A 13,709-nucleotide genomic window follows, 5' to 3' on the forward strand; every position below is an offset into this window, starting at 1 on the left:
CCATTCTATCCGTGCCATGGCGGTTGGGAAGGGGGGCATGAACTTATATTTTTGTAGGCGAAGTCCCGTGATAGCGGGTGAAATTACGCCCTATCAGCTTTACGAATCATTACAGACAACCGGCCTGCGCCTGACTATGTTGCAGACACCGGGCAGGATGCATCGGGCATCGCAGCTCTCATAACAATAAAAGAGACGGACCCATGCAGAACTCGACCCAAGCGGCGAATGCCTGGCGCATTCTGTTCCTGCTGTTCCTCGCCAACTTGTTCAATTTCTTCGACCGCACCATTCCCGCGATCATCATCGAGCCGATCCGCATGGAATGGCACCTGAGCGACTTCCAGCTCGGCATCATCGGCACCGCCTTCACCCTGGTCTATGCCATCGCCGGCTTGCCGCTGGGGCGCATGGCCGACACCGGCTCACGCAGCAAATTGATGGGCTGGGGCTTGTTTGCCTGGAGCGGGTTGACGGCAGTCAACGGCATGGTCGGCAGTTTCTGGACCTTCCTGCTGGTGCGCATGGGCATCGGCATTGGCGAAGCCAGCTACGCGCCGGCCGCCAACTCGCTGATTGGCGACCTGTTTCCCGCCCACCGCCGCGCCCGCGCCATGGGCATTTTCATGCTGGGGCTGCCGTTGGGGCTGTTGCTGGCGTTCTTTACCATCGGTTGGATGGTCAAGGCGTTCGACAGCTGGCGCGCGCCGTTCTTCATCGCCGCCGTGCCGGGGATGATCCTGGCGGTGTTCATGTTCTATATCAAGGAGCCCAAGCGCGGCGCGGCCGAAACCGTGCAGGTTTCCCAGGCGCGCGTCGACCGCCCGATCCGCCGCGTGCTGGCGGTGCCGACTTTCCTGTGGCTGGTGCTGGCCGGGCTGTGCTTCAACTTCGCCACCTATGCGTGTAACTCGTTCCTGGTGCCGATGTTGCAGCGCTACTTCTTGATGCCGTTGCAGGACGCAGCGGTTGCCACTGGCGTAATCGTAGGCATTACCGGCCTGGTGGGCCTGACCTTGGGCGGCTGGGTTGCCGACAAGATTCATCAGCGCGTCGCCAATGGCCGGCTGCTGTTCGCGGCGTGCAGCTTGATCATTTCCACCGTCACCACCGCCTGGGCGTTGCATGCCGGGCGTATCGAGATTGGTGTGTTCGTCGCGCTGTTCAGTGTCGGCTGGCTGTTTGCCTATAACTTCTACACCTGCGTGTACACGGCGATTCAGGACGTGGTTGAGCCGCGCCTGCGGGCCACGGCGATGGCGCTGTTCTTTGCCGGGTTGTACTTGCTCGGCGGTGGCATGGGGCCGATTGTGGTGGGCGGGCTGTCTGACCACTTTGCCCATTCGGCCATGTATGCCGAGGGGGCTACGCAGATGACCGAAGCTTATAAGGCGGTGGGGTTGCATGACGCCATGTACCTGATCCCGGTGGCGCTGTTCTTGACCATGCTGTTTCTGTTCCAGGCGTCGCGCAGCTTTGTGCGGGATGCCAAGCGGATGAAGGACGGGTTGGGGGTGGTGGAGGTGCCGGCTGCAGCGGCTACCGCTTGAGACCGAGGTGACCCCTTCGCGAGCAAGCCCGCTCCCACATTCGACCGCATTCCAAAGATGGAGCTCGGTCGAATGTGGGAGCGGGCTTGCTCGCGAAGAGGCCGTTGATAGCGACGCTGTCTTAAGTGAACAAAAGGCCCGCATTGCGCGGGCCTTCTTCAGCAGGGCAGGGCGGTATTCAACCCGCCACCAACACCCGAATCGCTTCCAGTCGCAGCGCCGCTTTGTCGAGCATGGCCAGGCCTTGTTCGCGTTGCTGACGCAGGGCAACCAGTTCGCTGTCGCGCACGGTCGGGTTGACCGCTTGCAATGCGCTCAGGCGTGCCAGCTCTTCGTCGGTGTCCGCCGCCAGACGGCGCTTGGCCTCGGCCACACGCTCGGCGTGGCGCGGGGTGATCTTCTCTTCGCCGGCATTGATGCGCGGCGTGAGTTGGTCGCGCTGGGCCTGCACGAACTTGTTGGCGCTGGCGCGTGGCACGCTTTCCAACTGGTCGTTCAGGGTTTCAAACGACACACGGCCGGACAGGTCATTGCCATTGGCATCCAGCAGGCAGCGCAAGGCGGCCGGTGGCAAGTAACGGCCCAGTTGCAAGGATCGCGGTGCAACCACTTCACTGACGTAGAGCAGTTCGAGCAACACGGTGCCAGGTTTGAGCGCCTTGTTCTTGATCAGTGCCACAGCGGTGTTGCCCATGGAACCGGACAGCACCAGGTCCATGCCGCCCTGCACCATCGGGTGTTCCCAGGTGATGAACTGCATGTCTTCGCGCGACAGCGCCTGGTTACGGTCGTAGGTGATGGTTACACCTTCGTCGTCGCCCAGTGGGAAGCTGGCGTCGAGCATTTTTTCGCTGGGCTTGAGGATCAGCGCGTTTTCCGAATGGTCTTCGCTGTCGATGCCAAACGCATCGAACAGGGTTTCCATATAGATCGGCAGGGCGAACTGGTCGTCTTGCTCCAGGATGTCTTCTACCAGTGCATCGCCTTCACCGGCGCCGCCGGAGTTGAGCTCCAGCAGGCGGTCGCGGCCGGTGTGCAGCTCTTGTTCGAGACGTTCGCGCTCGGCACGCGCCTCGTCGATCAGCGCTTGCCACTCGCCGTCGTCGGCGTTTTCCAGCAGCGGCAGCAGGCGTGGGCCGAACTGATGCTGCAAGGCATTACCGGTCGGGCAGGTGTTGAGGAACGCGTTCAGCGCTTCGTGATACCACTGGAACAGGCGCTCTTGCGGGCTGGTTTGCAGGTACGGCACGTGCAGTTCGATCACATGTTTCTGGCCGATCCGGTCCAGACGCCCGATCCGCTGTTCCAGCAGGTCAGGGTGGGACGGCAGGTCGAACAGCACCAAGTGGTGGGAGAACTGGAAGTTGCGGCCTTCACTGCCGATTTCCGAGCAGATCAGCACCTGGGCGCCAAACTCTTCATCGGCGAAGTAGGCGGCGGCGCGGTCTCGCTCAAGGATGTTCATGCCCTCGTGGAACACCGTGGCCGGGATGCCGGAGCGCACGCGCAGGGCGTCTTCCAGGTCCATGGCGGTTTCGGCGTGGGCGCAGATCACCAGCACTTTGGTGCGTTTGAGCATTTTCAGCTGGTCGATCAGCCACTCGACGCGCGGGTCGAAGCGCCACCAGCGGTTTTCTTCCTCAACGTCCGGCTGCGACTGGAAGCTGACTTCCGGGTACAGCTCGGCGTGTTCGCCCAGCGGCAACTCCAGGTATTCGTCCGGGTTCGGCATCGGGTAAGCGTGCAGCTTACGCTCGGGGAAACCTTGCACGGCGGCGCGGGTGTTGCGAAACAGCACGCGGCCGGTGCCGTGGCGGTCGAGCAGCTCACGCACCAGGCGCGCGCTGGCTTCGGTGTCGCCATCGTTGACGGCGGTGAGCAGCGCTTCACCTTCGTCGCCGAGGAAACCCTGGATGGTCTTGTGTGCGGCTGGCGACAGGCGGCCCTTGTCCAGCAGCTCCTGCACGGCTTCGGCCACCGGGCGATAGTTCTCGCTCTCGGCGCGGAAGGCGTGCAGGTCGTGGAAGCGGTTCGGGTCCAGCAGGCGCAGGCGCGCAAAGTGGCTGTCCTGGCCCAGTTGTTCCGGGGTGGCGGTGAGCAGCAGCACGCCGGGAATCACTTCGGCAAGCTGTTCGACCAGCGAATACTCGGGGCTGGCTTTCTCTTCATGCCAGACCAGGTGGTGGGCTTCGTCGACGACCAGCAAGTCCCAGCCGGCAGCGAACAGCGCGTCCTGGGCTTTTTCGTCGTCCACCAGCCACTCCAGGGCCACCAGCGCGAGCTGGGTGTCTTCGAACGGGTTGGTGGCATCGCTTTCGATAAAGCGTTCTTCGTCGAACAGCGCGACTTGCAGGTTGAAGCGGCGGCGCATTTCCACCAGCCACTGATGCTGCAGGTTTTCCGGGACCAGGATCAGCACACGGTTGGCGCGACCCGACAGCAGCTGGCGATGGATCACCAGGCCGGCTTCGATGGTCTTGCCCAGGCCCACTTCGTCCGCCAGCAAGACGCGCGGCGCGATACGGTCAGCGACTTCACGGGCGATGTGCAGTTGGTGGGCAATAGGTTGCGCACGCACGCCGCCCAGGCCCCACAGCGAGGACTGCAATTGGCGGCTGGTGTGTTCCAGCGTGTGGTAACGCAGCGAAAACCAGGCCAGCGGGTCGATCTGCCCGGCGAACAGACGGTCGCTGGCCAGACGGAACTGGATGAAGTTGGACAGTTGGGTTTCCGGCAGGGTGACCTGCTCGTTCTGCCCATTGAGGCCGTGGTAGACCAGCAGGCCGTCGACGTCGTCGACTTCCTGTACGGTCATTTTCCAGCCTTCGAAATGGGTGATGCTGTCACCCGGCGAAAACCTCACGCGAGTGAGGGGCGCATTCCGTAGCGCATACTGACGAGTGTCGCCAGTGGCCGGATAGAGCACGGTCAACAAGCGCCCGTCCTGTGCCAGAACGGTGCCTAACCCCAGCTCTGCTTCGCTGTCACTAATCCAGCGTTGCCCCGGTTGATACTGCTGCGCCATGCTGCCTGACTCCCGCCGTGAAAAAGCCGACTATCTTAACGGAACAAGGCCCTCAGCCAAAGGACTCTGACAAAAACTACTCTGTTTGCAGCAGGGTTCGGAATCTGGATCGACGGGTGGCAGGCACTTGCGAGTGTCGACTGGGTCACAGCTTGGCATGCTTGCGCTCAAGCCGCCCCGCAACCCGCCGACAGCCTGTTGATCAGGAGAATAAAATTATGCTGCCACCCATGCTGCCCGTCAGCGTTGTGCCGGTCACGTCACAACTTGACCCGGTACGCCAGAAGCCGGATATCCCGCCCGTGGTGCCAGTGCAGGCGGGCTCCAGCGAAAGCACCATCGACCTGAAAAAGGGCGATGCCGAGCAGTCGACCTTGCTGTTGCGCGAAGAACAGCGCCGTCAGCAAGAGCAGCAAAAACGCCGGCGCGAAGCCGACGAAGACCCCGACGCTCACCTGGCGATCCCCGGCGATGTACTCAACGCCGACAACACCGTGCCGGTGGTGCCGTTGATCGAAGACGCGCCGCGCCAGGGTTTGTGGGTCGACGTTGAGGTCTAGTCGCGTAATTGGCGTAACGCGCCGATCAGCTGCTCAATGTCGTACTCGGTGTTCAGCGGGCTGACGGAAATCCGCGCAATGCTCGTAAGATCCCGCGCCTGCATATCCAGCGGGGTGTAGGCCACGCCATTCGCACCGATGTTGATGCGCTGCAACCCCAGGCGCCGCTTGAGTTCGAAGGCGTCCCAGCCTGCAAGGTTGAAGGCGATCAAGCCTGAGTGGTTCGTGCCCAGATCATGCAGGGAAATACCCGGAATCTGACGCAATGCTTCACGGATTCGCCCGCTAAGCTGCAAGACCCTTTCCCATGCCCGTTCCACGCCCAGTCGATTGACCTCCTGCAACGCATTGCCCAAACCGGCCAACAAGGCGAAGGACATTTCGCTGGTTTCAAAGCGCCGGGCGTCGTTGCGCAGGTCGAAACCTTCGGCGGTCCATGGCGCTGAAAACACATCGCGCTGAGCGGGATTGAGCTGCTGAAGAAAATCTGGCCGCACATACAACAGCGCCGTCCCGCGTGGCCCGCGCAAGTGTTTACGCCCGGCCGACTTGAGCACATCGCAGTGCAGCGCTTGTACGTCCACCGGTAACTGCCCGACAGCTTGGCCAGCGTCGATGAAATAGGCAATGGCGTGGCGCTTGGCCACTGCGCCGATTGCCTGGGCGGGGTTGATCAGGCCGCCGTTGGCCGGTAACCAAGTCAGGTCGATCAGCTTGACGTTGGCATCGATCATCGACTCCAGCGCCTTCGGGCACACCGCGCCGGTTGCATCGCAGGGAATCACCTCGATCTGTGCGCCGGCGTGCACTGCCCCTTGCATGCTCGCCAGGTTGCCGCCCCATTCGTGGCGGCCGACCAGAATACGCTCGCCCGGCTGCCACGGGCCCAGTGCCTGAAACGCCATGCTCCAGGCCGCGGAGCCGCTGCTGGTAAAGGCAATCGAGGAGGTTGGCGCATTCAGCAGTTGCCCGGCTGCGCGTCGGGCTTTTTCCACCAGGATGGCGCCATGCTCACCGGCTTCCATCGGCCCGTCGCGGGCTTCGCGTTGCAACTGGTCGATGATCGCGTCGAGGGTGGCCTGGCTGGGTAGCGAGGCACCGGCGTGGTTAAAGTGCACGATGCCCGACTGGCAGCCGGGCGTGCCATCCCGCAAGTGCTGAACGTCGAGCGGGATCACGGCTGCAGCTCGAAAATTGCATCCACCTCCACGGCCACGCCGGCCGGCAGGCTGCAAACACTCACGGCAGTGCGCACATGCCGGCCTTTGTCGCCGAGGGCGTTGACCACCAGGTTCGATGCGCCGTTGGCGACCACGCTCTGGTGCTGGAAGGCGCCGCTGCTGGCAATGAATACACCCAGGCGCAGAATGCGCACCACACGCGACAGGTCATCGCCCACCGCATCGCTTAACTGCCCGAGCAGGCCCAGCGCCGCGAGCTCTGCCGCCTGGGCGCCTTCTTCATCGCTGAGGGTTTCGCCTAACCGGCCGATGTAGGCGGGTTTGCCATCGACCATAGGGATTTGCCCGGAGATGAACAGCTGGTTCTGGCTGATCACATGATTGATGTAATTGGCCGCCGGCTGGCTGGGGGGCGGCAGCGTCAGGCCAAGGGCTTGTACGCGTTGGCGGATGGAGTCGCTCATGTTGAATCCTCTTGAGTGAATAAGGTTTCAGCATGTTGGCTACGACAATCGGCGACAAACGGATAGAACTCACTCGACGTATCGAAAGAACTCACGCGTCGCGGCAGGCTTCCTTCAACCATCGGCTGAAACATTCGGCGGCTTCGCTGGCGGGGCCTTGGGGTGCGATCAGCCAGTAGCCGATTTCGCTGTGGTAAGGCGGCCACTCGAAGGCTTCCACCAGGCTGCCGTCTTGCAGTTTGCGCTCGATCAAACGGTGTCGGCCCATGGCGATGCCTTGGCCAGCCACGGCGGCTTCAACCACGATGTTGTAGTCGTGCAGCATCACGCGGGGGTGGTGCCCGAGGTCGACTTGATAATGCGCGGACCAATCGGTCCACTCGAAAGGCCGGTGCGAGGTGGCCATCAATAATGCGCCGTTACTGAGTTGGCCAGCCTTGAACGCCGGGCTGCACACCGGCGAGATCACTTCAGGCATCAGCCGCGTGGCGTGTACATCGGGCCAATCGCCCTTGCCGTAACGGATGGCCAGGTCAACCTCGGCGGTGGCGACGTTGGCCAGTTGAATCGCCGGCAGCAACTCCACCTGGATGTGCGGGTAACGGTTGAGAAAACCGGCCAGGCGCGGCGCGAGCCACAGGGTGGCGAAGGATGCCAGCAGCCCGACGCGTAACACGGTGCTACTGGGCGCGGTTTTCTGGGCGCGTGTGGCGGCGGCGATGGCGTTGAGGGCGGGGCGGATTTCGTCGTAGTAACGTTGGCCGTCGGCGGTCAGATCGATCGCACGGGTGCGTCGGATAAACAGTGGTTTGCCCAGGTGCTGTTCGAGCTTTTGCACCTGGTGGCTCAGGGCGCTCTGGGTGACCGACAACTCGTTCGCGGCCTTGATAAAACTCAAGTGCCGCGCGACGGCCTCGAAGGCGCGCAGGGCCAGCAGCGGCGGAAGATCCTTGTGCAGTGCCACTGGGGTACGCCTCCTGGGCCGGGTGGAAAGCGTCGATTTTGGGCGATGACCTGCCTTTTGTCGCCCGTTGATTTGCCGTCGGGCGGGGGAGGCCGCATTATTGAGTTATTCCCGCCACGACGTAAGCCAAGCCATGAGTGATGATGACAAGCTGATTGACCTGAACGCTGAACGTGCCAAGCGTGTGCATGACCTCAATGACAAGCGCCTGAATGAAGTTCGCCAGGCGTTTGAACAAGCCATGCCCCTGGGCAAAGTTAAGAAAAAGCCGAAGAACAAGCCTAAAAAGCGTTGAAACAGCCTGCATCTGTTGATGCAGGTCAGTTATTGCCCTTCTTTACGCCCCGTTGCGGGCGACATTGATCCCCGTCAATTTTCCATTCCGCCTTCTCCATTAACTTAGCCCTATCGCAACAGGGCACGAGCAGGAGGCCGGTCATGTTTTTCGATAATGTGGTGTTTGCCGGGGTGCTGACTGTCGGCCTCATGGTGTTGTTTTTTGTAGGGTTTGGGATTTTTATCTGGAAGGACGCTAATAAGCGCAAAGAACCGTAAGTTCTTCTGGGTTATATGAGCACGCAAGGCATTTTGGGCGACTTCGGTCGCCCTTTTTTTTGTGCGCCCAGCATTTGATCGTTCCTACGCTCTGCGTGGGAATGCCGCCTGGGACGCTCTGCGTCCTGCGCCTGGGGTCGTGACGCCAAGCGTCACTGGATGCATGCCCACGCAGAGCGTGGGAACGATCTTCAAACGCCCATAAAAAAAGGCGCAACCCCCAAAGAGATCGCGCCTTCTTTCCAAGCCGCAGCCTATCAGCTACCCAACGCCTTGGACGCCAGCCAGAACAACCCGGCCGACAAGCCCACAGTCGCCGGCAAGGTCAACACCCAAGCCATCAAGATGGTCTTCACGGTGCCACCTTGCAGCCCGCTTTTGTTGGCAACCATGGTGCCGGCCACACCCGAAGACAACACGTGGGTCGTGGAAACCGGCAGGCTGAAGATGTTCGCCAGGCCAATCATGCTCGCCGTGGTGATCTGCGCCGACATGCCCTGGGCATATGTCATGCCCTGCTTGCCGATTTTCTCGCCAATGGTCAGTACCACACGTTTCCAACCCACCATGGTGCCCAGGCCCAAGGCCAGTGCGACCGCAAGGATCACCCAGAACGGCGCGTACTCGGTAGTCGCCGTCAGGTCTTTGCGCAGCTTGTCCAGGTCGGACTTCTCACGCGCATCCAGGCCCGGCAGCTTGCCGACTTTCTTCGCGGTGTCGTCCAGGCACAGCAGGTAACGGCGCACTTCAATACGGTGCTCGGAGGTCAACGAGTGGTAGTCGGAAACACCTTTCAACGTGTCCATCAGCGCGCTGATGGTTGGCTCAGTCTGCTGCGGGTTGCACTGGAACTTGCCCGGCAAGTCATCCTTCACACTTTTACCCAGTGCCAGGAACTCGCCGAGCGTGGCGTTGTTACGCTGGTAGAACTGGCTCAAGTGCACGGTGGCGTCACGGGTGCGTTCGATCTGGTAGGTGGTGCTGCCCAGGTCAAGTACGAACTGCGCCGGCACGATACCGATCAGCACCAACATGATCAGGCCGATACCTTTTTGACCATCGTTGGAACCGTGCACGAAACTCACGGCCATGGCGGAAATCACCAGCACCAGGCGGTTCCAGAACGGCGGGTGTTTCTTGTCGTCGAGCTTGCGGCGCTGGTCCGGGGTCTTGTGCATCTTCGACAGCGGGCGCCACCATTTCAGGCCGAGCAGCACCAGGGCTGCGACCAGGAAACCGGCCATCGGCGAGAACACCAGGGAGGCACCGATATCGATCGCTTTCTGCCAGTTCACACCGTCAGCCAAGGGAATATCGTTGATCAAGGCATTGGCCAGGCCGACACCGAGGATCGAGCCGATCAGGGTGTGGGAGCTGGAGGCCGGGATACCGAAGTACCAGGTGCCCAGGTTCCAGGTGATCGCCGCTGCCAATAATGAGAAGACCATTGCCAAACCATGGCCGGTGTTCACATTGATCAGCAACTCCACCGGCAGCAAATGCACGATGGCGTAGGCGACACCCACACCACCGAGCAACACGCCGAGGAAGTTGAACACCCCGGAGAAGAACACGGCCAGATGCGGCGGCATGGCTTTGGTATAGATGACTGTGGCCACCGCGTTAGCGGTGTCATGAAAGCCATTGATGAACTCGAAGGCGAGGACAAAGGCCAGGGCGAGCAACAGGCTCACTAGAACCCAAGCATCCAGTCCGCTGAATAAATCGATCATGAAGGTTTTCTGACCCGGTCGTAAGGGGGCGCGATTATGCCAGAAAACCTCAGTAATCGATGCACTAGCTGCTCATCGGTCACAATCTTCACGGAAAAAACACCGGGCGAAGGGGCGCATCCCAGGGTTTTCGGGGCTTTAGCAAGTCTTTGATTTATAAAGCGAGGGGCCTGAAAGACAGGTTTTTTTGAGCGAATTGTCACGTTTGAAACATTTGTACGAAATTTCGCTCAATGCTGTAGGGGCCTGACGAAAGTCAGGTTGCCCACCGCTGGCAATGCGCCAGCGGTGGTGGGCAAACCTTGAAGCTCAAATCGAAGTGCTTATGGCTCTTCGGTCTTGAGTTCCTGTTCAATCTTTTGGATTTCCTGGGCAAATGCCTGATCCAGCAAGCTGGCTCGCTTGCGCCATGGCTTGCGCTCAGGCTCAGGTTGGGCGGCGTAGGTGGTGACTTCCCCGCCGTAAACGTCCTTGTAACGTTGCTCCTGGCGCTCAAGTTCCGCGCGCAGTTCGTCTTTCGTCACAGTGTTACCTAATTAAGTTGAGTTTATAGACTGTGCAGCGCCATGCCTGAAAGCCGTCCTCGGGCAATTTCAGATTGAACAGTGGAGCCGTCCAAGTTTGAAAGAGGGGCCTGAGGGCAAAACTTTTAAGCGAGTACTTGTGACCGACGCTGCACAAAGCCCGCAACGTCTGGCGAGCTCTAATCCCGATAGTGGTACCGGGCTGACCTCTGCACATGCTGCATTATAGCGGCGCATTTGAATAACACTATCACCGTGAAGTTAAAAAGCGTCAACGCCGTGTGAGGGTTTTGTTACATGTAGGCGTCAGTCTTTGTAGAAAGTCAGGGTTATAAAATCTGTACGCTCTAAATGTCAGCATGATGACTCCAAGTTCATACAAGCATCGGACCGGGCGAAAACGTGACGCGTCGCGCAAATTGCGATTATCGAATGATCGTCCGATAATCGCCCAATGATGCGGGCCCCGCCTTGTACAGCAAGGCCGGCGCGGCTTGTAATAGCGGCCAACCCTCCCAGCGGTTGAAAATAAGAGAAAGGACCCTGAAATGAACGATCAATTGCGCAACTCCTTCGCGTCAGTGGCGCCGCCGATCGTGGCTTCTCCGGCCAAGCGTATCCAGGCGTTTACCGGTGATCCGGATTTCATGACTTCCCTGGCCCGTGGCCTTGCCGTGGTGCAGGCGTTTCAGGAGCGCAAGCGCCACTTGACCATCGCCCAAATCAGCCACCGCACCGAGATCCCGCGCGCCGCTGTGCGTCGTTGCCTGCATACCTTGATCAAGCTCGGCTACGCCACCACCGACGGGCGCACATACTCGCTGTTGCCCAAAGTCCTGACCCTGGGCCATGCCTATTTGTCTTCCTCGCCCCTGGCGGTCTCGGCCCAGCCGTACCTGGACCGCATGAGCGAGCAACTGCACGAAGCCTGCAATATGGCGACGCTGGAAGGCGACGACATCCTCTATATCGCCCGTTCCGCCACCACCCAACGCCTGATCTCGGTGGACCTGTCGGTGGGCGGGCGCTTGCCGGCGTATTGCACGTCCATGGGCCGCATCCTGCTCGCGGCCCTGGACGACGCCTCGCTGCAGGACTACCTCGAGCATGCCGACCTGCAAACCAAGACCAGCCGCACCCTGACCACGCCCGAAGCCTTGTTCGAGTGCCTGCAACAAGTGCGTCAGCAGGGCTGGTGCATCGTCGATCAGGAGTTGGAGCAAGGCCTGCGTTCCATCGCCGTGCCGGTGTACGACGCATCCGGCCAGGTATTGGCCGCGCTCAACGTCAGCACCCACGCCGCAAGGGTCAGCCGCAGTGAGTTGGAACAGCGTTTCCTGCCGAGCATGCTCAGCGCCAGCCGCGAGCTCAGTGCGCAACTGTTTGCCTAAGTGTTCGGTGACCGCACAGATCCCGGCTGGATCAATTGACGATGTTTCCCAAGGCTTATTAATGTGCGGCAGCGCTGTTAGCGCCGCCCAATAATAAATGACGGCCTCAGGCCGTTTGCCCGCCCATCGGTGGAAATAACAATAATGAATCAGCCCTCTGTCGGTACTAACCTGGACGTGCAGTCCTTTATCAACGCCCAGCCACTGTCACGCTATCAGTGGCGCGTGGTGATCCTGTGTTTTCTCATCGTCTTCCTCGATGGCCTCGACACCGCCGCCATGGGCTTTATTGCGCCTGCGCTGTCCCAGGACTGGGGCATTGATCGCGCCAGCCTCGGCCCGGTGATGAGCGCCGCGTTGATCGGCATGGTGTTCGGCGCACTGGGTTCCGGCCCGCTGGCCGACCGCTTCGGGCGCAAAGTGGTGTTGGTGAGTGCCGTACTGGTGTTTGGCGCGTTCAGCCTGGCCTCGGCCTACAGCACCAACGTCGACCAGTTGCTGGTGTTGCGCTTCCTGACCGGGTTGGGCCTGGGGGCGGGCATGCCGAATGCCACCACGCTGTTGTCCGAATACACCCCCGAGCGCCACAAGTCGCTGCTGGTGACCAGCATGTTCTGCGGGTTCAACCTGGGCATGGCCGGTGGTGGGTTTATCTCGGCCAAGTTGATTCCGGCGTTTGGCTGGCACAGCCTGTTGATGATCGGCGGCGTCCTGCCGTTGATCCTGGCGGTGGTGCTGTTGGTGTGGCTGCCGGAATCGGCGCGGTATCTGGTGGTGCGCAATCGCGGCACCGACAAAGTGCGCAAAACCTTGTCACCTATTGAGCCCCACCTCGTTGCCCAAGCCAGCAGCTTCAGCGTGCCCGAGCAAAGCACCGTCAAGGCGCGCAACGTGTTTGCGGTGATCTTCTCCGGCACCTACAGCGCCGGTACCTTGTTGCTGTGGCTTACTTACTTCATGGGCCTGGTGATTGTTTACCTGCTCACCAGTTGGCTGCCGACGCTGATGCGTGACAGTGGCGCCAGCATGGAGCAGGCCGCGTTTATCGGTGCGTTGTTCCAGTTTGGTGGCGTGTTGAGTGCGGTCGGCGTGGGCTGGGCGATGGACCGCTTCAATCCGCACAAAGTCATCGGCACGTTCTACCTGCTGGCCGGGGTATTTGCCTACGCGGTGGGGCAGAGCCTGGGCAATATCACGTTGCTGGCGACCTTGGTGCTGATTGCCGGGATGTGCGTCAACGGTGCGCAATCGGCGATGCCGTCATTGGCCGCACGCTTTTACCCAACCCAGGGCCGGGCTACCGGTGTGTCATGGATGCTCGGCATCGGCCGTTTCGGCGCGATCCTCGGTGCGTGGATGGGCGCCACCTTGCTGGGCTTGGGCTGGAACTTCGAGCAGGTATTCACCGCGCTGGTGATTCCGGCGGCGTTGGCCACGGCCGCCGTGGTGATCAAGGGCATGGTCAGCCATGCGGATGCGACCTGAGGCCAAGCGCGAATTTGTGGCAGCAGGGTTCGTGTGGGAGCGGGCTTGCTCGCGAAAGCGGTATGCCAGTTAACGGAAATATTGGCTGATCCACCGCCTTCGCGAGCAAGCCCGCTTCCACACAAGCCAGCTTCCAAATTGACCTTGCCGGTTGAGTCTGGGTGATTTGCACAAAAGATTAGCTAGACAACAATTCGTTCGATAATCGAACACTGAGTCGATTATCGGATTGTTCGCCCCCTTTCCCCAGCTTAATCTTCAAGCACTTCGGCGCCAC

12 protein-coding genes are annotated in these 13,709 nt (G+C 60.7%); 6 read left to right on the forward strand and 6 right to left on the reverse strand.

The window, feature by feature from the left end:
* The first annotated feature begins 203 nt into the window (after nucleotides 1-203).
* Nucleotides 204-1,550: a spinster family MFS transporter gene (locus ACA065_RS07405; protein WP_497693948.1), complete on the forward strand. Its 1,347-nt coding sequence runs from the start codon at nucleotides 204-206 to the stop codon at nucleotides 1,548-1,550.
* A 178-nt stretch (nucleotides 1,551-1,728) separates the two neighbouring features.
* Here ACA065_RS07405 and rapA read toward each other — a convergent pair whose 3' ends face one another.
* Entirely contained in the window at nucleotides 1,729-4,575 is a 2,847-nt protein-coding gene (gene rapA / locus ACA065_RS07410) for an RNA polymerase-associated protein RapA (protein WP_497693949.1), read from the reverse strand.
* 218 nt (nucleotides 4,576-4,793) lie between these two features.
* Between rapA and ACA065_RS07415 the strand changes: the two genes are divergently transcribed.
* The gene (locus ACA065_RS07415; RefSeq protein ID WP_159954726.1) at nucleotides 4,794-5,135 is read left to right on the forward strand and encodes an aspartate-semialdehyde dehydrogenase; all 342 of its coding nucleotides are present in this window, start codon (nucleotides 4,794-4,796) and stop codon (nucleotides 5,133-5,135) included.
* On the opposite strand, the gene ACA065_RS07420 is transcribed toward ACA065_RS07415, so the two are convergent.
* The 3 genes from ACA065_RS07420 to ACA065_RS07430 form a co-directional block, all read right to left on the reverse strand.
* Nucleotides 5,132-6,313, reverse strand: coding sequence for an aminotransferase class V-fold PLP-dependent enzyme (locus ACA065_RS07420; RefSeq protein WP_497693950.1), 1,182 nt, complete (start codon nucleotides 6,311-6,313; stop codon nucleotides 5,132-5,134). The two genes, ACA065_RS07415 and ACA065_RS07420, sit on opposite strands and share 4 nt — an antisense overlap.
* A complete protein-coding gene (locus ACA065_RS07425) occupies nucleotides 6,310-6,780 on the reverse strand; it encodes a RidA family protein (RefSeq protein ID WP_497693951.1) in 471 nt (156 codons plus the stop codon). Before ACA065_RS07425 ends, ACA065_RS07420 begins: the two co-directional genes overlap by 4 nt.
* A gap of 91 nt (nucleotides 6,781-6,871) precedes the next feature.
* The gene (locus tag ACA065_RS07430; RefSeq protein WP_497693952.1) at nucleotides 6,872-7,744 is read right to left on the reverse strand and encodes a LysR substrate-binding domain-containing protein; all 873 of its coding nucleotides are present in this window, start codon (nucleotides 7,742-7,744) and stop codon (nucleotides 6,872-6,874) included.
* A 100-nt stretch (nucleotides 7,745-7,844) separates the two neighbouring features.
* Between ACA065_RS07430 and ACA065_RS07435 the strand changes: the two genes are divergently transcribed.
* Both ACA065_RS07435 and ccoM read left to right on the forward strand, forming a co-directional pair.
* On the forward strand, nucleotides 7,845-8,039 hold the full coding sequence (locus ACA065_RS07435) for a hypothetical protein (protein ID WP_497695447.1): 195 nt from the start codon (nucleotides 7,845-7,847) through the stop codon (nucleotides 8,037-8,039).
* Nucleotides 8,040-8,182: 143 nt separating this feature from the next.
* Complete coding sequence (ccoM, locus tag ACA065_RS07440) at nucleotides 8,183-8,299, forward strand: cytochrome c oxidase subunit CcoM (RefSeq protein ID WP_301280094.1); 117 nt, start codon at nucleotides 8,183-8,185, stop codon at nucleotides 8,297-8,299.
* Nucleotides 8,300-8,556: 257 nt separating this feature from the next.
* Here ccoM and ACA065_RS07445 read toward each other — a convergent pair whose 3' ends face one another.
* Nucleotides 8,557-10,032 carry an inorganic phosphate transporter gene (locus ACA065_RS07445; protein WP_200623568.1) on the reverse strand — a complete coding sequence of 492 codons (1,476 nt, stop codon included), beginning with the start codon at nucleotides 10,030-10,032 and terminating at the stop codon, nucleotides 8,557-8,559.
* 323 nt (nucleotides 10,033-10,355) lie between these two features.
* A complete protein-coding gene (locus ACA065_RS07450; protein ID WP_003189295.1) occupies nucleotides 10,356-10,556 on the reverse strand; it encodes a hypothetical protein in 201 nt (66 codons plus the stop codon).
* Nucleotides 10,557-11,104: 548 nt separating this feature from the next.
* Here ACA065_RS07450 and pcaR point away from each other — a divergent pair.
* Together pcaR and pcaK are read left to right on the forward strand one after the other, a co-directional pair.
* Entirely contained in the window at nucleotides 11,105-11,947 is an 843-nt protein-coding gene (gene pcaR / locus ACA065_RS07455) for a pca regulon transcriptional regulator PcaR (RefSeq protein WP_497693953.1), read from the forward strand.
* A gap of 144 nt (nucleotides 11,948-12,091) precedes the next feature.
* Nucleotides 12,092-13,432 (forward strand): 4-hydroxybenzoate transporter PcaK, encoded by a 1,341-nt coding sequence (gene pcaK / locus ACA065_RS07460; RefSeq protein WP_497693954.1) that lies wholly within the window; start codon nucleotides 12,092-12,094, stop codon nucleotides 13,430-13,432.
* Nucleotides 13,433-13,709: the final 277 nt, after the last annotated feature.

The organism is Pseudomonas sp. LBUM1640 (assembly GCF_059716225.1).